The organism is Streptomyces sp. NRRL S-455 (genome assembly GCF_000717875.1).
Taxonomy (GTDB): domain Bacteria; phylum Actinomycetota; class Actinomycetes; order Streptomycetales; family Streptomycetaceae; genus Streptomyces.
This window is the reverse complement of record NZ_JOCT01000047.1, coordinates 1-26,011: the sequence shown is the minus strand read 5'-3', so window position 1 is coordinate 26,011 and position 26,011 is coordinate 1. Positions and strand designations below refer to the sequence as shown.

General features: G+C 70.5%; 14 protein-coding genes, 1 tRNA gene, 1 rRNA gene and 1 pseudogene. 4 read left to right on the top strand and 13 right to left on the bottom strand.

The genetic code is table 11. The features are described from left to right. The first annotated feature begins 123 nt into the window (after positions 1-123). From IE97_RS0137210 to IE97_RS0137200, 3 genes are read left to right on the top strand one after another with little or no spacing between them, the layout of a single operon-like run. A complete protein-coding gene (locus IE97_RS0137210) occupies positions 124-5,043 on the top strand; it encodes an ATP-dependent helicase (RefSeq protein ID WP_030251705.1) in 4,920 nt (1,639 codons plus the stop codon). A 41-nt stretch (positions 5,044-5,084) separates the two neighbouring features. Continuing rightward, positions 5,085-5,909, top strand: a complete 825-nt coding sequence (locus IE97_RS0137205; RefSeq protein WP_030251700.1) for an Fpg/Nei family DNA glycosylase — start codon at positions 5,085-5,087, stop codon at positions 5,907-5,909. Positions 5,910-5,961: 52 nt separating this feature from the next. Beyond that, on the top strand, positions 5,962-6,726 hold the full coding sequence (locus IE97_RS0137200; protein ID WP_030251696.1) for an SDR family NAD(P)-dependent oxidoreductase: 765 nt from the start codon (positions 5,962-5,964) through the stop codon (positions 6,724-6,726). A 48-nt stretch (positions 6,727-6,774) separates the two neighbouring features. Here IE97_RS0137200 and IE97_RS43350 read toward each other — a convergent pair. The 10 genes and pseudogenes from IE97_RS43350 to IE97_RS0137155 all read right to left on the bottom strand — a co-directional run. Continuing rightward, positions 6,775-7,020: pseudogene (locus tag IE97_RS43350) on the bottom strand (hypothetical protein); the annotation flags it as partial. 160 nt (positions 7,021-7,180) lie between these two features. Next, positions 7,181-7,651, bottom strand: coding sequence for a Dps family protein (locus IE97_RS0137195; protein ID WP_030251693.1), 471 nt, complete (start codon positions 7,649-7,651; stop codon positions 7,181-7,183). Positions 7,652-7,868: 217 nt separating this feature from the next. Then, positions 7,869-8,249, bottom strand: a complete 381-nt coding sequence (locus IE97_RS0137190; RefSeq protein ID WP_003993396.1) for a helix-turn-helix domain-containing protein — start codon at positions 8,247-8,249, stop codon at positions 7,869-7,871. 109 nt (positions 8,250-8,358) lie between these two features. Next, positions 8,359-8,904: a CinA family protein gene (locus tag IE97_RS0137185; RefSeq protein ID WP_030251688.1), complete on the bottom strand. Its 546-nt coding sequence runs from the start codon at positions 8,902-8,904 to the stop codon at positions 8,359-8,361. Further along, on the bottom strand, positions 8,901-9,776 hold the full coding sequence (gene pgsA / locus IE97_RS0137180) for a CDP-diacylglycerol--glycerol-3-phosphate 3-phosphatidyltransferase (protein ID WP_030251685.1): 876 nt from the start codon (positions 9,774-9,776) through the stop codon (positions 8,901-8,903). The genes IE97_RS0137185 and pgsA overlap by 4 nt, the downstream gene beginning before the upstream one ends. Continuing rightward, positions 9,773-11,272: a 30S ribosomal protein S12 methylthiotransferase RimO gene (rimO, locus tag IE97_RS0137175; protein WP_030251682.1), complete on the bottom strand. Its 1,500-nt coding sequence runs from the start codon at positions 11,270-11,272 to the stop codon at positions 9,773-9,775. Before rimO ends, pgsA begins: the two co-directional genes overlap by 4 nt. Before the next feature lie 93 nt (positions 11,273-11,365). Beyond that, the gene (locus IE97_RS0137170; protein WP_030251679.1) at positions 11,366-12,217 is read right to left on the bottom strand and encodes a helix-turn-helix domain-containing protein; all 852 of its coding nucleotides are present in this window, start codon (positions 12,215-12,217) and stop codon (positions 11,366-11,368) included. A 265-nt stretch (positions 12,218-12,482) separates the two neighbouring features. Beyond that, a complete protein-coding gene (locus tag IE97_RS0137165; RefSeq protein ID WP_030251676.1) occupies positions 12,483-15,233 on the bottom strand; it encodes a DNA translocase FtsK in 2,751 nt (916 codons plus the stop codon). Between the two features lie 127 nt (positions 15,234-15,360). Then, positions 15,361-16,041, bottom strand: coding sequence for a response regulator (locus IE97_RS0137160; RefSeq protein ID WP_030251672.1), 681 nt, complete (start codon positions 16,039-16,041; stop codon positions 15,361-15,363). A gap of 307 nt (positions 16,042-16,348) precedes the next feature. Further along, entirely contained in the window at positions 16,349-21,817 is a 5,469-nt protein-coding gene (locus tag IE97_RS0137155) for a HAMP domain-containing protein (RefSeq protein ID WP_078603535.1), read from the bottom strand. A 378-nt stretch (positions 21,818-22,195) separates the two neighbouring features. Here IE97_RS0137155 and IE97_RS0137150 point away from each other — a divergent pair, with 378 nt between their 5' ends. Then, a complete protein-coding gene (locus IE97_RS0137150; RefSeq protein WP_030251665.1) occupies positions 22,196-24,949 on the top strand; it encodes a SpoIIE family protein phosphatase in 2,754 nt (917 codons plus the stop codon). A 43-nt stretch (positions 24,950-24,992) separates the two neighbouring features. Here IE97_RS0137150 and IE97_RS0137145 read toward each other — a convergent pair. The 3 genes from IE97_RS0137145 to rrf all read right to left on the bottom strand — a co-directional run. After that, positions 24,993-25,068, bottom strand: a tRNA-Thr gene (locus IE97_RS0137145). A 71-nt stretch (positions 25,069-25,139) separates the two neighbouring features. After that, entirely contained in the window at positions 25,140-25,802 is a 663-nt protein-coding gene (locus IE97_RS0137140) for a DegT/DnrJ/EryC1/StrS family aminotransferase (RefSeq protein ID WP_030251661.1), read from the bottom strand. A 114-nt stretch (positions 25,803-25,916) separates the two neighbouring features. Continuing rightward, a 5S ribosomal RNA gene (gene rrf / locus IE97_RS39560) occupies positions 25,917-26,011 on the bottom strand; the annotation flags it as partial.

Genomic DNA, 26,011 nt, shown 5'->3' with positions numbered 1-26,011 from the left:
TCTCCGACCCCATCGCGCCGTTCCGAGGACGGACACCCCCCGGCGCGGCCCCGACCCACCACGAAACGGCAGGCAAACCCCCGGCGGCACCCCACTGTCAGTGCCGAGGTGCACGATGGATCCATGGCCAGCCACGCACACCGAGCCCTGGACACCTTCTCCCCCGCGACCCGCGCCTGGTTCACGGGTGCCTTCTCCGCGCCGACCAGCGCCCAGGCCGGCGCGTGGCAGGCCATCCACGAGGGCTCGGACGTGCTGGTCGTCGCCCCCACCGGCTCCGGCAAGACCCTGGCCGCCTTCCTCGCCGCCCTGGACCAGCTGGCCTCGACCCCGCCCCCCGCCGACCCCCGGAAGCGCTGCCGCGTCCTGTACGTCTCCCCCCTGAAGGCCCTGGCCGTGGATGTGGAGCGCAACCTCCGCAGTCCCCTGACCGGCATCCGCCAGGAGTCCGTACGCCTCGGCCTGCCCGAGCCGGAGGTCAAGGTGGGCATCCGCTCGGGCGACACCCCCGCCGCCGAACGCCGCGCCCTGTCCACCCGCCCGCCGGACATCCTGATCACGACCCCCGAGTCGCTGTTCCTGATGCTGACCTCGGCGACCCGCGACGCGCTGACCGGCGTCGACACCGTGATCCTCGACGAGGTGCACGCCGTCGCCGGCACCAAACGCGGCGCCCACCTCGCGCTCTCCCTGGAGCGCCTGGACGACCTGCTCCCGAAGCCCGCCCGCCGTATCGGCCTCTCCGCGACGGTCCGTCCCGTCGACGAGGTCGCCCGTTTCCTCTCGCCCCGCCGCAAGGTGGAGATCGTCCAGCCCGAGTCGGGCAAGGAGTTCGACCTCTCCGTGGTCGTCCCGGTCGAGGACCTGGGCGAGCTGGGCGGCTCTCCCGTGTCGGACGGCTCGGAGGGCGCCGAGCGTCCGTCGATCTGGCCGCACGTCGAGGAGCGGATCACCGACCTCGTGCAGTCCCACCGCTCCACGATCGTCTTCGCCAACTCTCGCCGACTCGCGGAGCGTCTCTGCAACCGGCTGAACGAGATCGCCTACGAACGGGCCACGGGCGAGACCCTCGACGAGCACCACTCCCCCGCCGAGCTGATGGGCGGCTCGGGAGCCGCCCAGGGCGCCCCGCAGGTCATCGCCCGCGCCCATCACGGCTCGGTCTCCAAGGAGCAGCGCGCCCTCGTCGAGGAGGACCTCAAGGCGGGTCGCCTCCCCGCGGTCGTCGCCACGTCCAGTCTGGAGCTGGGCATCGACATGGGCGCGGTCGACCTCGTGGTCCAGGTCGAGTCACCCCCCTCGGTCGCCTCCGGTCTCCAACGCGTCGGCCGCGCGGGCCACCAGGTGGGCGCGGTCTCCACCGGCGTGGTCTTCCCGAAGTACCGCGGTGACCTGGTGCAGGCGGCGGTGGTGACCGAACGCATGCGAACCGGCGCCATCGAGTCCCTCAGGGTCCCCGCCAACCCCTTGGACGTCCTGGCCCAGCAGATCGTCGCCATGACGGCCATGGACAGCTGGCAGTTCGACGACCTCCTCACCGCCGTCCGCCGGGCCGCCCCCTTCGCCTCCCTGCCCGAGTCCGCCTTCACCGCGGTCCTCGACATGCTCGCCGGCCGCTATCCGTCCGACGCGTTCGCCGAGCTGCGCCCCCGCGTGGTGTGGGACCGCGTCACCGGCGAGATCACCGGCCGCCCGGGCGCCCAGCGCCTCGCCGTCACCTCCGGGGGCACGATCCCGGACCGCGGCCTCTTCGGTGTCTTCCTCGCGGGCGCCGATCCCAAGAAGGGCGGAGGCCGGGTCGGCGAGCTCGACGAGGAGATGGTCTACGAGTCCCGCGTCGGCGACGTCTTCACTCTCGGGACGAGCTCCTGGCGCATCGAGGACATCACCCGCGACCGCGTCCTGGTCTCCCCGGCCCCGGGCGTACCGGGCCGGCTGCCCTTCTGGAAGGGCGACCAGCTGGGCCGCCCGCTGGAACTGGGCCGGGCGGTGGGCGCCTTCCTGCGCGAGGTCGGCTCGCTGCCCAAGGACGACGCCCGGCTGCGCCTGCTCGCCGCAGGCCTGGACGCCTGGGCGGCGGACAACGTGCTCTCCTACCTGGACGAGCAGCGTGAGGCCTGCGGCCACGTTCCGGACGACCGGACGATCGTCGTGGAGCGTTTCCGCGACGAGCTAGGCGACTGGCGTGTGGTCGTGCACTCCCCGTTCGGCGCCCAGGTGCACGCCCCCTGGGCGCTCGCGCTCGGAGCGAAGCTCTCCGAGCGGTACGGCATGGACGCGCAGGTCATGCACGCCGACGACGGCATCGTGCTGCGTCTGCCGGACGCCGACCTGATGGGCCTGGACCTGCTGGACCAGGAACCGGTGAGGACGGGCCGCGAGTACGACGCCGAGCAGGCCCCGGTGGGCGCCGCCGACGTCGTCTTCGACAAGGGCGAGGTCGACCAGGTCGTCACCGACCAGGTGGGCAGCTCGGCGCTGTTCGCGTCCCGCTTCCGCGAGTGCGCGGCCCGCGCACTGCTGCTGCCGCGCCGCAACCCGGGCAAGCGCACCCCGCTGTGGCAGCAGCGCCAGCGCGCCTCCCAGCTGTTGCAGGTGGCGAGCGAGTTCGGCTCGTTCCCGATCGTCCTGGAGGCGGTCCGCGAGTGCCTCCAGGACGTCTTCGACGTCCCCGGCCTCGTCGAGCTGATGGGAGACCTGGAGTCCCGCAAGGTCCGCCTCGTCGAGGTCACGACTCCCGAACCGTCGCCCTTCGCGCGCTCCCTCCTCTTCGGCTACGTCGCCCAGTTCCTGTACGAGGGCGACTCGCCGCTCGCCGAGCGCCGCGCCGCGGCCCTCTCGCTCGACTCGCGGCTACTGGCCGAGCTGCTGGGCCAGGCGGAGCTGCGCGAGCTGCTCGACGCGGAGGTGCTGACGGAGCTGGAGCGGGAGCTTCAGTGGCTCACCGAGGACCGCCGCGTCAAGGACGCCGAGGGCGTCGCGGACATCCTCCGCCTCCTCGGTCCCCTCACGGACGACGAGCTCGCCGAGCGGGGCGCCGAGCCGCGGTGGGCCGAGGAGCTGGCCGGTGCGCGTCGCGCCATCCGGGTCCGGATCGGCGGCGCCGGTCACTGGGCGGCGATCGAGGACGCGGGCCGCCTGCGCGACGCGCTGGGCACGGCGCTGCCGGTCGGCGTCCCGGAGGCCTTCACAGAGCCCGTCAAGGACCCGCTCGGCGACCTCCTCGCCCGCTACGCCCGCACCCACGGCCCGTTCACCTCGGCCACGGCGGCGGCCCGCTTCGGCCTGGGCGTCGCCGTCACCGAGGGCGCCCTCCAACGGCTCGCCGGGGCGGGCCGGATCGTCCAGGGCGAGTTCCATCCGGCCGGGATCGGCCAGGAGTGGTGCGACGCGGCCGTGCTGCGCCGCCTGCGCCGCCGCTCCCTGGCCGCCCTGCGGCATGAACTGGAGCCGGTGCCGCCGGCCGCGCTCGCCCAGTTCCTCCCGCAGTGGCAGCACATCGGCAAGGGTCACTCGCTGCGCGGCGTCGACGGGCTGGTGCGCGCCATCGAGCAGACCCAGGGCGCGTCCGTGCCGGCCTCAGCCCTGGAGAAGCTGGTCCTGCCCTCCCGGGTCGTGAACTACACCCCGGCGATGCTGGACGAGCTCACCGCGTCCGGAGAGGTGGTGTGGGCCGGGGCCGGCTCCCTCCCCGGCAAGGACGGCTGGGTCTCCCTCTACCTGGCGGACGCGGCACCGCTGCTCCTGCCGCCCCCGCACCCGCTGGAGCTCACGGCCCTCCACCAGTCCGTCCTGGACGCCCTCTCCGGCGGCTACGGCCTTTTCTTCCGCCAGATCGCCGACCAGGTCCGTGCCACCACCCACCCCGACGCCACCGACCCGCAACTGGCCGACATCATCTGGGACCTCGCCTGGTCAGGGCGCCTGACGAACGACACGCTCGCGCCCATGCGGTCCCTGCTCGGCTCGGGCCGCACCGCCGGTTCGACGGCCCACCGTGCCAAGCGCGCGGTCCCGCGCGGCCGCTACGGCTCCCTGACGGCCGCGGCGCGCACCGCGTCCCGCTCCGGCCCGCCGACCGTCGCCGGCCGCTGGTCCCTGCTCCCGGCCCACGAGCCGGACCCCACGGTGCGGGCCCACGCCCTCGCGCGCACGCTCCTCGACCGGCACGGCGTGGTGACCAGAGGCGCGGTGTCGGCGGAGGGTGTCGAGGGCGGGTTCTCGGCGACGTACCGTGTGCTGTCCGCCTTCGAGGAGAGCGGCCAGGCCCGCCGGGGCTACGTCGTGGAGGGCCTTGGCGCCGCACAGTTCGCGATGGACGGCGCTGTGGACCGCCTGCGCGCCGTGTCCAACGCCCGGGACCGCGGCGAGGACCTGCCCGGCCCGCCGGTCCCCGACCTCGACCCGTTCCCCGCACACGACTTCGCCGGACCGGACGACTCCGCCCCCTCGACCGACCACACCGACGATCCCGGCCACAACGGCTTCCCCGACTTCGGTCCCACGCTCGACATGCCGGCTCCCGAAGGGTCCCGGGACGAGTACGTCTCCCCCCGGGACTACGCCCCGCAAGGCCCTCCGCCCTGGCAGAACGGTGGCCGCGCACCGTACGACCCCGGGATCCCGGGCCGTCGCGGCCGCCCGGACGCCGCCTCCCGGGCGGTCGTCCTCGCCGCCGCCGACCCGGCGAACGCCTACGGCGCCGCCCTGTCCTGGCCCGAGCCCCCGACCGGCGCCGGACACAAGCCGGGCCGCAAGGCCGGCTCCCTGGTCGTACTCGTCGACGGTGAGCTGACGCTCTACATGGAGCGCGGCGGCAAGACCCTGCTGGCCTGGGCAGCCGACCCGGACGGCGACCCCACCGGCGACCAGCGGCTGCGCTCCGCCGCGGAGGCACTCGCCGCAGCCGCCCGCGCGGGCTCCCTCGGCACGGTCACCGTGGAACGCGTCAACGGCGCCCAGGCCCTGACCTCCCCCATCGGCACCCTCCTGGAAGGAGCGGGCTTCATCGCGACCCCTCGAGGACTACGCCTCCGCGCCTGATCACCAGACCTGAGCAGCACACCCCGTGCCACCCTTGACCCATGCCCGAAGGTGACACGGTCTGGCAGACCGCGAGGCGGCTGCACGGTGCCCTCGCGGGCAAGGTGCTGACCCGCAGCGACCTCCGGGTGCCCCGCTTCGCCACGGCCGACCTCACGGGCCGCACGGTCCTCGATGTCACCCCGCGCGGCAAGCACCTCCTGACCCGCGTCGAGGGCGGTCTGACCCTCCACTCCCACCTGCGGATGGACGGCGCCTGGAAGGTGTACCGGAACGGTCAGCGATGGAGCGGCGGCCCGGGCCACCAGATCCGCGCGATCCTGGGCACCGCCGACCGCACTGCCGTCGGTTATCGCCTCCCCGTCCTGGAGCTCCTGCGCACCGCCGACGAGCACCGCGCGGTCGGCCACCTCGGCCCGGACCTCCTCGGCCCGGACTGGGACCCCGAGCGGGCTCTCGCCAACGTCCTCCGGGACCCCACCCGCCCCCTCGGCGAGGCCCTGCTCGACCAGCGCAACCTCGCCGGCATCGGCAATGTCTACAAGAGCGAGCTCTGCTTCCTGCTCGGCGTCTCACCCTGGCTCCCGGTGGGCAGCCTGCCCGCCGAACGCGCCACCGTCCTCCCCGAGCTGGCCAGAAGGCTGCTGGAGACCAACCGCGACCGCCCGATCCGCACCACCACGGGCCGCCGCGGCCAAGACCTCTTCGTGTACGGCCGGGCTCCCCGCCCCTGCCTGCGCTGCCACACCTCGGTCCGCGTCGCCGACCAGGGTGACGGTTCCCGCGAACGCCCCACGTACTGGTGCCCCACCTGCCAGCCGGGCCCCGCACCGGCCCGGCGCGTCCGCCACGACACGACCGAATGACGTCCGCGACAACCAATTGACGACCCGTCAGAAACGCTCGTACGGTCCGTACATGCCCGTCACGGCGTACGACCTCACCGGCCGCACGGCATTCGTCACCGGCGCGGCGAGCGGCATCGGCCGAGCCTCGGCACTCCTGCTCGCCGAGGCGGGCGCCACCGTGCACTGCGCGGACCTTGACCCCGAGGGCCTGCACGAGACGGCAACTCTGATCAAAGACGGCGGCGGCACCGCCCACACCCACCTCCTCGACGTCACCGACCGCTGCGGCGTGAGACGGGCGGTCACGTCCTGCGCACGCCTGGACATCCTCGCGGCGATCGCCGGAATCATGCACAGCAGCCCCGTACTGCAGACCCGGGACGAGGACCTCGACCGGGTGATGGCCGTGAACTTCAAGGGCGTGCTGTACGCCTGCCAGGAGGCGGCCCGCCTGATGATCGCCCGCGGCGTCCGGGGCAGCATCGTCACGATGACCTCGGGCGCCGTCGACACCGGCGGCCCCGGGCTGCTCTGCTACGGCGCCGCCAAGGCTGCGGTGGTCCAGCTGACGAAGACCCTGGCGACGGAGGTGGGCCGGCACGGCATCCGCGTCAACGCGGTCGCACCGGGCTGGATCCGCACACCCATGACCGACCGCCGCGACGGCGAGGCCCAGGCGCGCACCGAGGCCGTGATGGCCCGGATGTCACCTCTCGGCCGGGTCGGCGACCCGGAGGACATCGCCCACGCGGTCCTTCACCTGGCATCCGACGCCTCGTCCTTCACGACGGGCCAGATCATCCGCCCGAACGGGGGCGTGGCCATGCCTTGGTGAGGCACGCAACAACCCACCCAGGCCGCAACCCCCACCTCCCCCCCGCCGAGACACCACCCCACGCGTTCCCGCCGCCCACACCCGCCACCACCGCCCCGCACCGAGCGACCCGCCGGCCTGAGCCTTCGGAACACAGTGCACCGGCAGCACACTCAGCCCCCACCCCCCGGCGGCAACGACCGCCTCCAGCACCCCCGCCTCCGGCACGACCAGCAGCCGCACCACGGCACACCACCACAGCGCCCCCAGCCCCACTGCGGCTCCACGGGCCCCCCAGCGCCCTATCCCCGCCATGGCCGACGCCTCCAGCCAGGCGCCGGTCGGCCACTCGGAGCCACGAACAGGGCGCACCAATGGCACACAGACGCACCGTGCGCCCCAGCACGACGCGTCACGAAGCGCCGAGCGGCGAACCCCCCGGCCGGCCCGTCGCCCGCTGCCGCGCCCGCTCCGGTCACCCGTTCTCGGCCTGGAACATCCAGTGATGCTTCTCCAGGTCCGCCGTGATGCCGATGAAGATGTCCTGGCTCACCGGATCCGGCTCGCCGGTCGCCTCGACCCGCTCCCGCATCCGCGCGATCACCGCGCCCAGCGCGTCGACGAGCGCCCCCACGGCGGTCGTGTCGTCGACCCACCCCTCGGGGGTCACACCGATCCCGCTGCCGACGGCCACGGTCGCGGCACGCCCGTCCGGCGAGATACCGAGCGCCGCGGCGCGCTCCGCAACGATGTCGGAATACTTCCGTGCCGTGTCGACGACCTCGTCGAGCTGGAGATGCACGGAACGGAAGCGCTGCCCCACCACGTTCCAGTGGATCTGCTTGGCCACGAGGGCGAGGTCCACCAGGTCCACAAGCGCGCCCTGCAACGCCTCCGACACAGCCTTGAGGCTCGCGTCGGACAAAGGGCTCTTCACGACGTACATCTGCACCTCCGTTGGCTGTGCCCGTCACCCCTCAACGATGACCGCCGCACGCCATACCGGCAAACGCACTCAAAACGGATACATCAAGCCAAGAGAAAACCCCGGGCGGCACCCCTCCGGATCCACCGGAGAGGCCCGGCCGGGGCCTCGTACACCTTCTCAGCGCCTCGTCGGCGTCACCCGCGCACACGGCGAGAGCCGGGTACGCGAAGGACCGTCACGCGGCGACGACGTCCACCGCCTCGGCGGGCGCCTTGATGGTCACCCGTTCCGGTGGCACACCGGTCACCGAAACGGAACCCAGCATCGGTCGAACCGGCGTGGGCACAGGCTCGCTGGGGGTGGCCGCAGCGGACTGGGCCAGCTCGGCGAGGGCGAGTTCGTCGCTCACTTCCCGCATGAGCTCGGACATCCGTACGTCCAGCGCGTCGCAGATGGCGGAGAGCAGCTCGGAGGAAGCCTCCTTCTGCCCCCGCTCCACCTCGGAGAGATAGCCGAGTGAGACTCGGGCGGACGAGGAGACTTCGCGCAGAGTACGGCCCTGGCGCTGGCGCTGCCGACGCAGCACGTCACCCAGCAGGCGACGGAGCAGAATCATCGGTGGCTCCCTCCTCGGACCGCGTAGCCGCATCCATTACGCCCCACCGTACCGCCTTGCGCCGCGGCCGTGCGGGGAGCGATGTCGTGTTCACTCAGGGCTGCAAACATCAAAACCCCCCGTTCCGTTCCGTATCCTGTGCCCGCTCATTCCCAGTCTGTTCGCCCGCAAGCTCCTTCAGGAGCAGTGCGAGTACGCTCCGTACACTCTCTCTACGAATTTCCTCGCGGTCGCCGTTCAACCGCAGAGACGCCACTTTTCCGCCGCCGGCGGAACCGGAATCGGTGCCGAACGGTCCGTCCACGGCGACGAAGACCGTCCCGACGGCCTGTCCGTCCTGCGGATCGGGACCGGCGACACCGGTGGTCGCGATACCCCAGTCGGTGCCGAGCGCCTTGCGTACGCCGGCCGCCATCTGGTCCGCGACCTGCGGATCCACCGCTCCTCGCGCCTCCAGCAGGGAGGCGTCGACACCGAGCAGTCCATGCTTCAGTTCGGTGGCGTAGGCGGTCACTGAACCCCGGAAGACCTTGGACGCCCCGGGGACCGATGTGATCTCCGCGGCGACGAGGCCACCGGTCAACGACTCAGCGACGGCGAGCGTCTCACCCTTCACCGTGAGTAGTCGCACCACCTCGGTGGCCGTGGAACTCACGCTTCCTTCTCCTCCAACGCGGCCTTCCGCTCGGCGATTCCCTGCCTGCGCAGCACAATGGCCTGTTTCACATAGTCGAGCCCGGTCGCCACGGTCAGAACGACCGCCGCGGCCATCACCCACCACCTCAGGGTGGCCAGCCACCCCGTCAGCGCCAGCACGTACATGCCGACGGCCACGCCCTGGGTGAGGGTCTTGAGCTTGCCTCCGCGGCTGGCCGGGATGACGCCGTACCGAATGACCAGAAAACGCAGCAGGGTGATCCCGAGTTCCCGCCCCAGGATGACGCCGGTCACCCACCACGGCAGATCACCGAGGGAGGACAGACAGATCAGCGCCGCCCCCATGATCGCCTTGTCCGCGATGGGGTCGGCGATCTTGCCGAAGTCCGTGACGAGGTTGTACGTGCGCGCGAGGTGACCGTCGAACAAGTCGGTGATCATGGCGATGGCGAAGGCGGCCCAGGCGAGGGACCGCCACGCCGGGTCATAACCGCCGTCCGCGAGCATCAGCGCCACGAACGCGGGGACGAGGAGCAGCCGGAGCATGGTCAGGAGGTTGGCGATGTTCCAGACACTGGCCTGGTTGACGGCCGCAGCAGCGATCTTCCCGCCCCGAGCGGGCTTCCCGTCGCCCTCGGCGGGAGTGCTACCCGAGCCTTCCGCGGCGGCTGCCCCGCCGTGATCCACGCCGGCGGATGCCCCGTGCCCCGCACCGGACGACGCCCCGCCATCAGCCGACCGCGCCGCCGCACGCCCGACCGCCACCCCGGGAACTTTCCCCGAGGCCGCAGGCGCCGCGGCAGCCGCACCGCCCGCAGCCCTCCGCGCGCCGGAGGCACCTCCCGCCGCGGATGCCGGGACACCGGTCATCTGCCCGCCTCCTCACTCCACGCAGGCGAGGCGTACGAGCCCTGCAGCGGCTCGGCCACCAGGTCGACACCCTCCGTGCCGACCACCTTCGCCTCGACCATACGGCCGACGCGCAGACCCGCGCCGCTCGTGAGCAGCACCTGACCGTCCGTCTCCGGCGCCTGGTGCGCCGCACGGCCGTACACGCCGTCCCCGTCGCCGGTGGACTCGACGGACTCGACGGACTCGACGAGCACCTGCACCGTCTGGCCGACCCGCTCCTCGGCACGCTGCGAGACGAGTTCCTCGGCGAGACGCGAGACGCGCGCCAGCCGCTCGGCGACGACGTCCTCGTCGAGCTTGCCGTCGTAGGTCGCCGCCTCGGTGCCCTCCTCGTCGGAGTAGCCGAAGACGCCGATGGCGTCGAGTCGCGCGCCGTTGAGGAACCGCTCCAGCTCGGCGAGGTCGGCCTCGCTCTCGCCGGGGAAGCCGACGATGAAGTTGGAGCGCACGCCGGCCTCGGGCGCCTTGCCGCGGATCGTGTCGAGCAGCTCCAGGAACCGGTCGGTGTCGCCGAAGCGCCGCATCGCGCGCAGCACGCCGGGCGCGGAGTGCTGGAAGGACAGGTCGAAGTAGGGCGCGACCTTGGGGGTGGAGGTCAGCACGTCGATGAGCCCGGGCCGCATCTCGGCCGGCTGGAGGTAGCTGACGCGCACCCGCTCGATGCCGTCGACCTCGGCGAGCTCGGGCAGCAGCGACTCCAGCAGGCGGATGTCGCCCAGGTCCTTGCCGTAGGAGGTGTTGTTCTCGGAGACCAGCATGATCTCCTTCACGCCCTGCTCGGCCAGCCACCGCGTCTCGTTCAGCACGTCCGAGGGCCGGCGGGAGATGAAGGAGCCGCGGAAGGACGGGATGGCGCAGAAGGAGCACCGCCGGTCGCAGCCGGAGGCGAGCTTCACGGAGGCCACCGGGGAGCCGTCCAGCCGGCGGCGCAGGGGAGCGCGCGGCCCCGAGGCCGGAGCGAGGCCCTCCGGAAGGTCCGCGGGGGCGTGCCCGGGGAGCGCGACCGCTTCGGCGGACTCCTGGCGCTCGGCCGGGCTGATCGGCAGCAGCTTGCGCCGGTCGCGCGGGGTGTGCGCGGCGTGGATGCCGCCGCTGAGGATGGTCTGGAGCCGGTCGGAGATGTCCGCGTAGTCGTCGAAGCCGAGCACGCCGTCGGCCTCGGGAAGGGCCTCGGCGAGTTCCTTGCCGTACCGCTCGGCCATGCAGCCCACCGCCACGACGGCCTGGGTTCTGCCCTGCCCCTTGAGGTCGTTTGCCTCCAGGAGTGCGTCGACCGAGTCCTTCTTGGCGGCCTCGACGAAGCCGCACGTGTTCACGACGGCGACGTCCGCTTCCTCGGCGTCCTCCACGAGCTGCCAGCCGTCCGCCTCCAGACGGCCTGCGAGCTCCTCCGAGTCCACCTCGTTACGGGCGCAGCCAAGGGTGACAAGTGCGACGGTACGGCGTTCAGGCATGGGCTCAAGAGTACTTCGTCCCGCCGACACCCCATGTCGACGGGGTTGGCCGAGAACGGCCAACCCCGTACGGCGGACACCCCTACGGGCCGGTTACCCGGCCTCGGGGTCACCCTTCGTGTAGGTCAGGCGTTCGACGGAGCCCGGCTGGAAGTCGTCCTCGATCTTCTTGCCGTTGACGAAGAGGTCGATGGCGCCGGCGTCGCCGAGGACGAGGTGGACCTTGGAGCTGTCCTGGAAGGTCTTGGAGTCGCCCTGCTTGAGGACTCCGTCGAAGAGCAGCCGGCCACTGTGGTCCTTGGCGGAGATCCAGCTGCGGCCGTCGGCGGCGGACACCCGGACGGTCACCTTGTCCTGCGGCGCTGCCGCGATGGCGCTGTCGGAGGGCTCGGGCTTGGGATCGGCGGGCTTCTTGGACTTGGGCGTCGGGGAGGAGGCACCGGCCGTGGGCGTGGAGCCCTCGGCCACGTTGGTCTCGCCGCCGCCCTCGTCACCACCCTGGAACATGGTGAACCCGACGAAACCGATCACGGCGACGATCGCGGCGACCATGGCCGCGGTCCAGTTGGGCCCCCGCCGCTCCGGGCGGATACGTTCCGCCTCGAAGAGGGGGGCTGCCGGGGTCGGTGCCGGGCGTCCGCCGTGCTCGTCACCGTACTGGGCGAGCAGCGGCGCCGGGTCGAGGTGGACGGCCTTCGCCAGGGTCCTGATGTGCCCGCGGGCGTAGACGTCACCGCCGCAGACGGTGAAGTCGTCCGCCTCGATGGCGTGCACGATGTTCATGCGGACCCGGGTGGCGCTACTGATGTCGTCGACGGTCAGCCCCGCTGCGATACGCGCCTGCTGCAGGGCACGGCCGATAGAGGGGCGGGCTGGCTCGCGGTCTTCTTCGACGCGCTCGTCTTCGAACGGACGCTCGTCTTCAGGGGAGTTGCCGATGGACACGGGGGCGCCTTTCGAGCGTGTAGCCGCCTGTGCTGGGAGTTCAGTCTAGGGGGGCATCAAAAGGGTGGGGCAACCGGGCGGTGGCACTTTGTACGCCATCGGAATGGCCCGACATTCCGATGGTGGGGTCGCTGGTTTTCCGCTTCCCTCAACTTGACGTACACCGACGGGAAACGGTTGCTCACTGATCCCTTACGGGTGAGTCACGATCCGGACACCCGATTGCAGCACCCGCTCCGCGAGGCGATCACCCTGCCCCGCTTCCCTATCCATCAGACTCCCCACGGATCAGGGCGAGCACGCCATCCAGTTCGTCAGGCTTCACAAGAACGTCACGAGCCTTGGAACCCTCGCTGGGCCCGACGATGTTCCGGGACTCCATGAGGTCCATCAGCCGCCCGGCCTTGGCGAAGCCGACGCGCAGTTTGCGCTGGAGCATGGACGTCGAGCCGAACTGCGTGGAGACGACCAGTTCGGCCGCCTGGCACAACAGGTCGAGGTCGTCGCCGATGTCCTCGTCGATCTCCTTCTTCTGCTTGGTGCCCACGGTGACGTCGTCCCGGAAGACGGGCGCCATCTGGTCCTTGCAGTGCCGGACGACGCCCGCGATCTCCTCCTCGGTCACGAAGGCGCCCTGCATACGCACCGGCTTGTTCGCACCCATGGGCAGGAACAGCCCGTCGCCCTTGCCGATGAGCTTCTCGGCGCCCGGCTGGTCGAGGATGACCCGCGAGTCGGCCAGCGACGAGGTGGCGAAGGCCAGCCGCGACGGCACGTTCGCCTTGATCAGGCCGGTGACGACGTCGACGGACGGCCGCTGGGTGGCGAGCACCAGGTGGATGCCGGCCGCGCGGGCGAGCTGCGTGATGCGCACGATCGCGTCCTCGACGTCCCGCGGCGCGACCATCATCAGGTCGGCCAGCTCGTCGACGATGACCAGCAGATAGGGATACGGCTGGAGCTCCCGTTCGCTGCCCTCGGGCGGTTTGACCTTGCCCTCGCGCACGGCACGGTTGAAGTCGTCGATGTGCCGGTAGCCGTAGGCCGCCAGGTCGTCGTAGCGCAGGTCCATCTCGCGCACGACCCACTGGAGCGCCTCGGCGGCGCGCTTGGGGTTGGTGATGATCGGCGTGATCAGGTGCGGGATGCCCTCGTAGGCGGTCAGCTCGACCCGCTTGGGGTCGACGAGGATCATCCGTACGTCCTCGGGGGTCGCCCGCATCATGATCGAGGTGATCAGGCAGTTGATGCAGGACGACTTGCCGGAGCCGGTGGCGCCGGCGACCAGCATGTGCGGCATCTTCGCCAGCGAGTGCATGACGTAGCCGCCCTCGACGTCCTTGCCGAACGCGACCAGCATCGGGTCGTCGTCCTCCGCCGACTCCGCCAGGCGCAGGACGTCACCGAGGTTGACCATCTCCCGGTCGGTGTTCGGGATCTCGATGCCGACCGCGGACTTGCCGGGGATCGGGCTGATGATCCGCACGTCCGGGCTGGCGACGGCGTAGGCGATGTTCTTGGTCAGCGCGGTGATCCGCTCGACCTTCACGGCGGGGCCGAGCTCGACCTCGTAGCGCGTGACCGTCGGCCCGCGGGTGAAGCCGGTGACGCTCGCGTCGACCTTGAACTCGGTGAAGACGGTGGTCAGCGCGGCGACTATGGCGTCGTTCGCGGCGCTGCGGGCCTTGCCCGGGCCGCCGCGCGTCAGCAGGTCGAGCGCAGGCAGGGAGTACGTGATGTCGCCGGACAGCTGGAGCTGCTCCGCGCGCGAGGGCAGGTCGCGGGGCTCGGCGGGCGGGGCCTTGGTGAGATCGCGGACGCCCGGCTTCGGCTTCTGCAGCTCGGGCTTGTCCTGCTGGGGTTTGTCCTGCTCGGGCTTGTCCTGCTGGGGGCGGGCGGCCGGGACGGGCGTCGGAGTGGTCGGTTCCTGGCCTCCTGTCCGCACGCCCTGCGTGAGGTCGGCGACGATCGGCGAGGGCGGCATTCCGTGCAGGACGGCACCGTCGAGAGCGGCGGCGGCCGCCGCGGCGACGTCCACGGCGTCCCTCGGCCGGTCCATGTCGGGCTGCGGCACCGCGGACCGCCGGGGACGGGCGCGGCGGCGCGTGAGGGCCTCCTGCTCGGCGCTGTCGGGGTCGTAGGCCTCGGGCGCTGGCGTGCGCCTGCCGCGCGGCCGGGCGGGCATCGCCTCCCGCCACTGCTCCTCGAAGCGCTCGTCGTCCTCGCCGAACTCGTCCTCGGCCGGGTCGCGGACGATCCCGAGCCGCACACCGAGCAGGCGCAGCCGCTGCGGGATGGCGTTGACCGGCGTGGCCGTGACGACCAGCAGCCCGAAGACCGTCAGCAGCACCAGCAGCGGTACGGCGAGCACGTCTCCCATGGCGTACGACAGCGGGGTCGCGACGGCCCAGCCGATGAGGCCGCCGGCGTCCCTTATGGCCTGCATGCCGTCGCCCCGCGCGGGTGAGCCGCAGGCGATGTGGACCTGGCCGAGCACGCCGATGACGAGCGCGGACAGGCCGATGACGATGCGCCCGTTGGCCTCGGGCTTCTCCGGGTGCCGGATGAACCGCACGGCGATGACGGCGAGCAGGATCGGCACCAGCAGGTCGAGCCGGCCGAAGGCGCCGGTCACCAGGATCTCGACCAGGTCGCCCACGGGGCCCTTCAGGTCGGCCCAGGTGCCGGCGGCGACGATCAGTCCGATGCCGAGCAGCAGCAGGGCGACGCCGTCCTTGCGGTGGGCCGGGTCGAGGTTCCTGGCGCCCTGTCCCACGCCCCGGAACACGGCGCCCACCGCGTGCGCGACACCGAGCCACAGGGCGCGCACGAGCCGGTAGATGCCTCCGGTGGGGCTCGGTGCCGGTTTGGGCGCGACCTTCTTCGCCGCGGCCTTCCTGGCGGGCGCCTTCTTCGCGGGAGCCTTCTTGGCAGCGGCCTTCTTCGCCGGAGCCTTCGAGGAAGCGGCCGCCTTCTTCGCCGGCGGCTTCTTGGCTGCGGAGGGACGTGAGGCCATGGGTGTGAGGTTACCGGGGGAGACGGCTGGGGACACGCGTGCCCACGGCTTCACCCGTTCGTGTCGCTCCGGGAGAGGCGCGGAATTGACGCACGCTCATGGGCGGGCAACCGGACCTGCCCGGACGTCAGTTCTGCGAGGACACGGACGACGCGGTCCCGGTGCCCGGCTCGAGCGCGTCCAGCGCCCGCCGCAACCCCGTGAGCTTGCGCTCCAGATGAGCCGCCGTCGCCACGGCGGCTGCGTCCGTCGACTCGTCGTTGAGCTGCTTGGTCAGCGCCTCGGCCTGCTCCTCGACGGCCGCGAGCCGCGCGGAGAGCTCCGCGAGCAGACCGGCCGACTCCTTGGCCTCGCCGTCCTCGTCCTTGCCGTTGCCCTCCAACTGGAGCCGCAGCAGCGACGCCTGCTCACGCAGCTGACAGTTCTTCATGTACAGCTCGACGAAGACGGAGACCTTTGCGCGCAGCACCCACGGGTCGAACGGCTTGGAGATGTAGTCGACCGCACCCGCCGCGTACCCACGGAAGGTGTGGTGCGGGCCGTGGTTGATCGCCGTGAGGAAGATGATCGGGATGTCCCGGGTCCGCTCTCGCCGCTTGATGTGCGCGGCCGTCTCGAACCCGTCCATGCCCGGCATCTGGACATCCAGCAGGATGACCGCGAAGTCGTCCGTGAGCAGCGCTTTGAGCGCTTCCTCCCCGGACGATGCCCGCACCAGCGTCTGATCGAGCGCAGAGAGGATCGCCTCCAGCGCCAGCAGATTCTCCGGCCGGTCATCGACCAGGAGGATCTTGGCCTTCTGCACCATGGCCCGCCCTCCTCGCCCCGGCGTGGGGCCTCCCCTGTCCGCAGGACCTGAGGAAACATCGGTGAATGTCGCCCCAGGGGACGACTCCCTTGCGCCGCCCGTCCTTGTGCCGGTCATCGTAGCCGCACCCCGCCTGTCGACACACCCTGTCACCGTGATGTCACTGTGCACGTAGCAGAAACGCAGCAGGAGACCAGAAGGTTCCCCGGATCTCGTACTTCTACACGACTATGCGCACATCGAGTTCGCAACTCCGTGTGAACACCGAACCTCCCCGCCAACGTTGCGTAACGGTCCAACGTTCCCCTCACTCCCCTCGCATCCACTGATCCATCACCGTCAGCAGGTGATCGGGGTCGACCGGCTTCGTCACGTAGTCGGAAGCCCCCGACTCGATCGCCTTCTCCCGGTCGCCCTTCATCGCCTTCGCGGTCAACGCGATGATCGGCAGCCCGGCGAACTGCGGCATCCTGCGGATCGCCGTCGTCGTCGCGTACCCGTCCATCTCGGGCATCATGATGTCCATCAGTACGACCGCCACGTCGTCGTGCTGTTCCAGCACCTCGATGCCCTCGCGCCCGTTCTCGGCATACAGCACGGACAGGCCGTGCTGCTCCAGGACACTGGTCAGCGCGAAGACGTTACGGATGTCGTCGTCGACGATCAGGACCTTCTGGCCGCCGAACCGGATACCGCGCTGCGGCTTCGGCGCCGTCTCCTGCTCGGCCGGGGTCCACTGCTCGGGCTGGGCGGGGCGCTGCGACAGCTCGGGCATCCTGCGCCGCCGCCGGAAGAGGGCGGCCGGCCCGTTCTGCGTGTCGCGGTACGACTTCACCTCGGCCGGCGTGTCGACCTCCACGTCGGACAGCTCCGCCAGCTCTGACGATGCCACCAGGTCACCGGCCTCCAGGGCGGGCAACTGCTGCTGGTAGCCCTGCGGCGGCAGTTCGCTGGGGTGCAGCGGCAGATACAGCGTGAACGTCGAGCCGCGTCCCGGTTCGCTCTGCGCGTGGATCTCACCGCCGAGCAGCTGCGCGATCTCCCGCGAGATGGACAGCCCGAGGCCCGTACCGCCGTACTTGCGGCTGGTCGTGCCGTCGGCCTGCTTGAACGCCTCGAAGATCACCCGCATCTTGCTGTTCGCGATGCCGATGCCGGTGTCCGTCACGGAGAACGCGATCAGGTCCGCGTCCGGGTCGGTCAGCGACCCGGTCTCCAGCAGCTGCTCCCGGATCTTCTGCGGCACATCGTCCCGCGCCGGCCTGATGACCAGCTCGACCGAGCCCGAGTCGGTGAACTTCACCGCGTTCGACAGCAGGTTGCGCAGCACCTGCAACAGCCGCTGCTCATCGGTGTGCAGCGTGGCCGGCAACTCGGGAGACACCCGGACGGACAGGTCCAGGCCCTTCTCCGCGGTCAGCGGCCGGAAGGTGGCCTCCACGTAGTCCACGAGCTGGACGAGCGCGATGCGGGTCGGGGAGACGTCCATCTTGCCCGCCTCGACCTTGGACAGGTCGAGGATGTCGTTGATGAGCTGGAGCAGGTCGGAACCGGCCCCGTGGATCGTCTCGGCGAACTCCACCTGCTTCGGGGAGAGGTTCCCCTCGGCGTTGTCGGCGAGCAGCTTGGCCAGGATCAGCAGCGAGTTGAGCGGCGTACGCAGCTCGTGCGACATGTTCGCCAGGAACTCGCTCTTGTAGCGCATCGACACCGCGAGCTGCTCGGCGCGCTCCTCAAGGACCTGCCGCGCCTCCTCGATCTCGGTGTTCTTCACCTCGATGTCGCGGTTCTGCTGGGCCAGCAGCTCGGCCTTCTCCTCCAGTTCCGCGTTGGACGCCTGGAGGGCCTTCTGCCGCTGCTCCAACTCGGCGGAGCGCTCACGCAGCTGCTCGGTCAGCTCCTGCGACTGCGCCAGCAGCAGCTCCGTCTTGGTGTTGACGGAGATGGTGTTGACGCTGGTCGCGATCATCTCCGCGATCTGGTTCAGGAAGTCCTTCTGGATCTGCGTGAACGGCGTGAAGGACGCCAGCTCGATGACGCCGAGCACACTGCCCTCGAACAGCACCGGCAGCACGATCACCTGCGCGGGCGGTGCCTCACCGAGCCCCGAGGAGATCTTCAGATAGCCGCTCGGCGCGTTCTCCACCAGAATCGTGCGCTTCTCCTCGGCGGCCGTCCCCACCAGCGCCTCACCCGGCTGGAACGACGTCGGCATGGAGCCCATCGAATAGCCGTAACTGCCGAGCATGCGCAGCTCGTACTGGTCCTCGTCCGCGGCGCTCATGTCCTCCCCGTCGACCAGGGGCATCGCCACGAAGAACGCGCCGTGCTGCGCGGACACCACCGGCGTCAGCTCGCTCATGATCAGCGAGGCCACGTCCTCCAGGTCACGGCGGCCCTGCATCAGCGCGGAGATCCTGGCCAGGTTGCCCTTCAGCCAGTCCTGTTCCTTGTTGGCGATGGTGGTGTCGCGCAGGTTGGCGATCATCTTGTTGATGTAGTCCTGAAGCTCCTGGATCTCCCCGGACGCGTCCACGTCGATCTTCAGGTTCAGGTCGCCACGGGTCACCGCGGTCGCCACCCTCGCGATGGCACGCACCTGCCGGGTCAGGTTCCCGGCCATCTCGTTCACGGACTCCGTCAGGTCCCGCCAGGTGCCGTCGACGTCACGCACCCGCGCCTGACCGCCCAGCTGTCCCTCCGTGCCCACCTCGCGGGCGACCCGGGTGACCTCCTCGGCGAACGACGACAGCTGGTCCACCATCGTGTTGATGGTCGTCTTCAGCTCCAGGATCTCGCCGCGCGCGTCGATGTCGATCTTCTTCGTCAGGTCACCCTTGGCGATAGCCGTGGTCACCATGGCGATGTTGCGCACCTGGCCGGTCAGGTTGGACGCCATCTGGTTCACCGACTCGGTGAGGTCCTTCCACGTACCGGCCACACCCGGCACGTGCGCCTGACCACCGAGGATGCCGTCCGTGCCCACCTCACGGGCCACCTTGGTGACCTGCTCGGCGAACGAACTCAGCGTCTTCACCATCGTGTTGATGGTGTCGGCGAGCTGCGCCACCTCGCCGCGCGCCTCGATGGTGACCTGCCGCGTCAGGTCACCGTTGGCGACCGCCGCCGAGACCTGGGAGATGTTCCGCACCTGAGTGGTCAGGTTCTTGGCCATCAGGTTGACGTTGTCGCTCAGGTCCTTCCAGATGCCCGTGACACCCGGCACGTGCGCCTGGCCGCCCAGGATGCCCTCGGTACCCACCTCACGGGCCACCCGGGTCACCTGCTCGGCGAAGGACGACAGCTGGTCCACCATCGTGTTCACGGTCGTGACGAGCTCGAGGATCTCGCCCTTGGCGTCGACGGTGATCTTCTTCGACAGATCACCCCGGGCCACCGCGGTCGTGACCTCGGCGATGTTGCGCACCTGAATGGTCAGGTTGTTGGCCATGCCGTTCACGGACTGGGTGAGGTCCTTCCAGGTGCCGGAGACGCCCTGCACCTCGGCCTGGCCTCCGAGGATGCCCTCCGTACCCACCTCACGGGCCACCCGCGTGACCTCTTCGGCGAACGACGACAGCTGGTCCACCATCGTGTTGAGGGTGTTCTTCAGCTCCAGGATCTCGCCCCGCGCGTCCACGGTGATCTTCTGCGACAGGTCACCCCGGGCCACCGCCGTGGCCACCTGGGCGATGTTGCGCACCTGGCCGGTCAGGTTGGAGGCCATGCCGTTCACGGAGTCGGTCAGGTCGCGCCACACACCGGCGACGCCGGGCACCTGCGCCTGACCGCCCAGCCGGCCGTCCGTACCCACCTCGCGCGCGACCCGGGTCACCTGGTCGGCGAAGGCGGAGAGCTGGTCGACCATCGTGTTGATGGTGTTCTTCAGCTCCAGGATCTCCCCGCGCGCGTCGACGTCGATCTTCTGCGACAGGTCACCCCGGGCCACGGCCGTCGTCACCTGCGCGATGTTCCGCACCTGGGAGGTGAGGTTGCCCGCCATCGAGTTGACGGAGTCGGTGAGCTCCTTCCACGTGCCCGACACGCCGTCCACCCGGGCCTGACCGCCGAGGCGGCCCTCCGTGCCCACGTCCCGGGCCATCCGGGTCACCTGGTCGGCGAAGGACGACAGCTGGTCCACCATCGTGTTCACGGTGTTCTTCATCTTCAGCATCTCGCCGGAGACGTCGACCGTGACCTTCTGCGACAGGTCACCGTTGGCCACCGCCGTCGTCACCTGCGCGATGTTCCGCACCTGTCCGGTGAGGTTCCGGAACGCCGTGTTGACGGAGTCCGTCAGGTCCTTCCACGTCCCGGCCACGCCCGGCACCTGCGCCTGACCGCCCAGCTCACCCTCGACACCGATCTCCCGCGCCACACGGGTCACTTCGGCACCGAAGGCCGACAACTGGTCGACCATCGTGTTGACGGTGTTCTTCAGCTCCAGCATCTCGCCGGCCACGTCCACGGTGACCTTCTGCGACAGATCACCGTTGGCCACGGCCGTCGTCACCGCGGCGATGTCCCTCACCTGGGTGGTCAGATTCCGGAAGACCGTGTTCACCGAATCGGTGAGATCCTTCCACGTCCCCGCCGCACCCGGCACGTTCGCCTGACCGCCGAGCTGCCCCTCGGCCCCGACCTCGTTGGCCACGCGGGTGACCTCGTCCGCGAAGATCCGCAGCGTCTCGGTCATCTGGTTGATCGTGTCGGCGAGCTGCGCGACCTCACCGCGCGCCGGCACGGTCACCTTGCGTGACAGGTCACCGTTGGCGACCGCGGTCGTCACCTCCGCGATCCCACGGACCTGGGCCGTGAGGTTCCCGGCCATGGTGTTCACCGAATCGGTGAGTTCCTTCCACACACCGGCGACGCCCGGCACCTGCGCCTGGCCGCCCAGCGCGCCCTCCGTGCCCACCTCACGGGCCACCCGGGTCACCTCGGAGGAGAACGCCGACAGCTGGTCCACCATCGTGTTGACGGTGTTCTTCAGCTCCAGCATCTCGCCGGCCACCTGGACCGTGACCTTCCGCGACAGGTCACCCTTGGCGACCGCCGTCGTCACCAGCGCGATGTCCCTCACCTGAGCGGTGAGCCGGTTCGCCATCGTGTTGACGGAGTCCGTCAGGTCCCGCCAGGAACCCGACATGCCCCGCACACGTGCCTGCCCGCCCAGCTTGCCCTCGGTGCCCACCTCACTGGCCACCCGCGTGACCTCGTCGGTGAAGGTCGACAGCTGGTCGACCAGGTTGTTGACGGTCCGCCCGACCTTCAGGAACTCGCCGCGCAGCGGCTGCCCGTTCCCGTCGGGCACCTGCGTCCGCAACTCCATGCGCGGCGACAGATCACCCTCGGCCACCGCGGACAGCACCCGACTGACCTCGGAAACCGGCCGCACCAGGTCGTCCACCAGGGCGTTCGAGTTGTCGATCGCGGTCGCCCAGGAGCCCTCACAGGCACCCGTCTCCAGCCGCTCCGTCAGTTTGCCCTCGCGGCCCACCATCCGCCGCACCCGCGCCAGCTCACCCGTCAGGTGCAGATTGCGGTCGGCCACCTCGTTGAACACGGCCGCGATCTCGGCCATCACGCCGTCCCCGGACACCGTGAGCCGCTTGCGGAAGTTTCCGTCCCGCATGGCCACCAGGGCCGTCATCAGCCGGTTCAGGGCGGCCGTGTCCACCTCGGTGGTGCCGCTGCGCACCCTGCCCTGGTTCCTCGGGGACGGTCCGTCCTTCGCGCGCGCCTTCTTGCCACGCGTCGCTGCGCCAGACTCCACTGTGTCCCTCCCGCAGGGGTCGACCGTCACTGCTGTGCTCGGGTACCGCGCTCGGCGGACCGGTTACTACTGCGTATTCTCCGCCCTGCATACCAGGCCGTGCCCAGCGGGCTGCTGCCCGCCGGACGCAGTGGACACTCAGCCTGCCCGGACCTTCACAGGAAGCTTGCCCAGTGTTTCACCCTGCCCGAACCAGGCCATAACAGTTCGGCAGCTTCGCACATCGTCCGCACACCCTCCGGGCGGAATCACTGCAGACCGGCATCCGCATGGACCGCGAAGGTAAGTAACCTTGCATCCGGCTGTCCAGCCGCGCCGGTTCGTCCGGCCTGGGCGGTGGCACGAAGACGAGCGGGCATCGGAGGGGCGGCCGCACACATGACCACCGGACTGATCCCGGGGGAACAGCCCCCGGACCCCGGGCCGACGGGCGGCATGCCGCAACAGCGGCGCGAGCCGGTCTGCCACGCAGCCCACCACATCGAGAACCGGTCGAGGAGTTCTGTGATCACCGCGCGCGCGGCCGCCAGTTTCGAGCCCGTCGGGCGATCTGTCGCGAGCGCCCGCTCCTTCGTCCGCGACACCCTCCAGGGCTGGGGCTTCGCCGACATCGTCGACGACGCCGTCGTTCTCACCAGCGAACTGGTGACCAACGCCGTCGTCCACGCCGGCACCTCGGCCGATCTGCTCTGCCTGCGCAGCGACGAGGGCGTACGCATCGAGGTGGCCGACCGCTATCCCGAACGCGAGATCCCGCTCCAGGCCACCTCCGTCAACATGGGCAGCCCCGACCGGGAGGGCGGCCGCGGGCTCCAGCTGTGCGCGGCCCTGGCCGGCCGCTGGGGCGTCGAGTACACCCCCACCCACAAGACCGTCTGGTTCCAACTCGACCTCCCCGCCCGGGCCGTGGGCACGCGCGCGGCCGGCCCGGCCCTCCCCGCCGACCTCCTCCCCCTCGCCGACGGCAGAGTCCGCGTGGCGGTCATCCAGATCGACCGCACCGGCCACATCACCGCCTGGAACGAGGACGCCGAGGAACTCTTCGGCTACCCGGCCGAGCAGGTCACCGGCAAACCCCTCACCGACCTCGCCGCCTGGCCGCACACGCCCGGCACCAGCACCGGCATCGCGGAGGCGCTCCGGCTCTCCCGCTGGGAGGGCAGTTACGGCATCCGCGCCGTCGACGGCCGCGTCATCCCCGTCTACGCCTCCCATCTGCGCGTCCGTGACACCGGAGGCGAACCGTCAACCGTGTGCCTCCTGGTACGTGACCACGAACGGGCTGTTCTCCAGACGCCCTTGCGGGTCCCCACCTCCGACACCACCACCGGCTCCGAGGGGCAGAGCGCCGACCCCTTCGAGGTGTTCATCGGCTCCCCCGCCCCGGACGACCTCGACGGGCTCCTCCAACGCACGGTGGAACGCGCTCGCGACATGCTCGACGGCGACTCGGCCTTCCTGCTGCTGGCCACCGACGACGAGACGGAACTGGAGGTCCGCGCCTCCACCGGCCTCCCCTCGGCCCGCCAGCGCTTCGCCCGCGTCCCCGTCGAGGCGGGCACCGGCCGCTACAGCTCGGCACGTATGCCGGCCGTCCACGAAGACCTGACGGCGGTCGCGGGTGCGGTGCCGCTCCTGAACGGCACGGGCATGCGCTCGGTCGTCACGGTGCCGCTGAAGGTGGAGGGCCGCCTCACCGGCTCCCTCGGCGTCGCCGCGGAGTCCCCCGGCAGATACTCCAACGAGGAGGCCCTGCGCCTCCAGTTCGCCGCGGACCGCATCGCCCTGGCGGTGGAGTCGGCCCGACTCGGCGAACTCGAACGCCTGCGCCGGGGCTCCCTGAGTTTCCTGGTCGAGGCCTCCGACCTTCTGGCCGGCACCCTGGACCGCGACCAGACCCTGGCCCTGATGGCCCAGATGACGGTCCCGAAGTTGGCCACCTGGTGCGCCGTCTACACGATCGCCGACCAGGCCTCCGAGCCGTACCTCTCGTACGTGCTGCACGAGGACGAGGAACTCATCGACGGCATCAAGTCCCTGTTGTCGAAGGTCCCCCCGCCCGACCCGGTGCCGACGCCCGGCGCCCGGGTGTGGACGGCCCCGGGGGAGGTCGCCCACCAGGCAGCCCTGCGCAGCTCGATGCGCAGCCTCGGCCTCAGCGGCGGCCCGACCCGCCAGGTCACCCCCGGCATCGGCCCGACTCTCGCCACTGCCTCCGCCGTCGGCGGGGAGACCGTCGTCCTTCCCCTGGTCGCCCGCAACCGCGTCATCGGCATGCTGACCCTCGGCAAGCCGACCGACGAGCACTTCCGCCAGGAGATCCTGGAACTCGCCGAGGACCTCTCCCGCCGAGCCGCCCTGGCCCTGGACAACGCCCGCCTCTACTCGGAGCGCACGGCGATCAGCCAGTCCCTCCAGCGCAGCCTCCTGCCCCCGGAACTTCCCACGATCGAGGGAGTCGAGGTCGAGGTCATCTACCGCGCGGCCGGCGAGGGCAACGAGGTCGGCGGCGACTTCTACGACGTCTTCCCCATCCGCGACGGCTCCTACGGCTTCGCCATCGGCGACGTCTGCGGTACGGGCCCGAACGCGGCGGCGGTTACGGGCCTGGCCCGCCACGCCCTGCGCCTCCTTGCCCGTGAGGGCCTCAGCGGCCCGGCGGTCCTGGAACGCCTCAACTCCGCCATCCTCGACGAAGGCGCCCGCAGCCGCTTCCTCACCCTCCTTTACGGCGAGATGCGCCCGCAGGAGGACGGCAGCGCGGAACTGAAGGTCGTCTGCGCGGGCCACCCGCTCCCGCTGCGTCTGCGCCAGGACGGCACGGTCGAACCGGCCGCCGAGCCTCAGCCGCTGCTCGGCGTCATCGACGACCTTGAGCTGTACCAGCAGACGGTCACCCTGGACCCGGGCGATGTCCTGCTGTGCGTCACGGACGGCGTCACCGAACGCCGCGAGGGCTCCCGGATGCTGGGCGACGACGGCCTCGCCGACGTTCTCACGACGTGCACGGGCCTGACGGCCGGTGCGGTCGCGGCCCGCATCATGCGCGCGGTGGAACGCTTCGCGTCGGACGCCCCGTCCGACGACATGGCGATCCTGGCAATGCGCGTCCCGGGCCTCCACAAGGACTAGGACATGAATAAGGCCCCACCCGTGAGGGTGGGGCCTTATTGACTGGAGCCCCCAAACGGAATCGAACCGTTGACCTTCTCCTTACCATGGAGACGCTCTGCCGACTGAGCTATAGGGGCCTGTCGCTCTGCGGTTTCCCGCGCGGCAACGGAATAGATCATACCCCGAACAGACCCGTGCTCCCAACCACTCAGAAGGCAGGCTGCAGCAGCCCTCCGAGGGCATTGCACGCGGACACGATTCGCTGCATGTCCCGCTTGGTCAGCGTCGCGTCCACGGGAAGCGTGAGCGTCTCGTCGGCAGCCCGCTCCGTCTCCGGGAGGGACACACAACGCCGGAATTCGGGCAGTCGGTGGACCGGCGTCTTGACCGGCACCCGGCATTCGACTCCTCGGGCGCGTACAGCCCGCGCGAAGGCGTCCCGGTCCGGCCTCCCGTTGCCCGGAACCCGCACGACGTACTGCTGATAGGTGTGGCCGTCTCCGTTGTCCGGCGTCCGCACACCCCTCAACTTCGCGTCGAGATAGGCCGCTCGCTCCCTGCGCTGGGCTATCTCGTCGTAGGGCGCCTCGGACTCTCCTTGTTCCAGCACGAGCAGCTCCTGCCGTGCTCCCAACGCGTGCAACGGCGCGAGGTCGGCGATCCGGCCGAAGCGGTGTACGACAACCACGGCCGCGGTCCGTGGAGTTACCGCCGCTTCCACAGCGGAGGCGTCGAGGCAGTAGGTGACAGGATCTATGTCGGCGAAGATCGGCATCGCCCCGGCCATGGCAACGGCCTCGGCGACCTCGACGTTCCCGAAGGCCGGCACGACAACCTCGTCACCGAGTCCGACGCCGGCGGCCCTGAGCATCGCAGCAGTACCCATACTGTGGATGCTGAGCGTGCAACGTGAACTCCAAGTGACACGCAACAAAAAAGGGTTGGACCCCGAACCGAAGTTCAGGGTCCAACCCATTCAATATTTGTTCGGCGGCGTCCTACTCTCCCACAGGGTCCCCCCTGCAGTACCATCGGCGCTGTAAGGCTTAGCTTCCGGGTTCGGAATGTAACCGGGCGTTT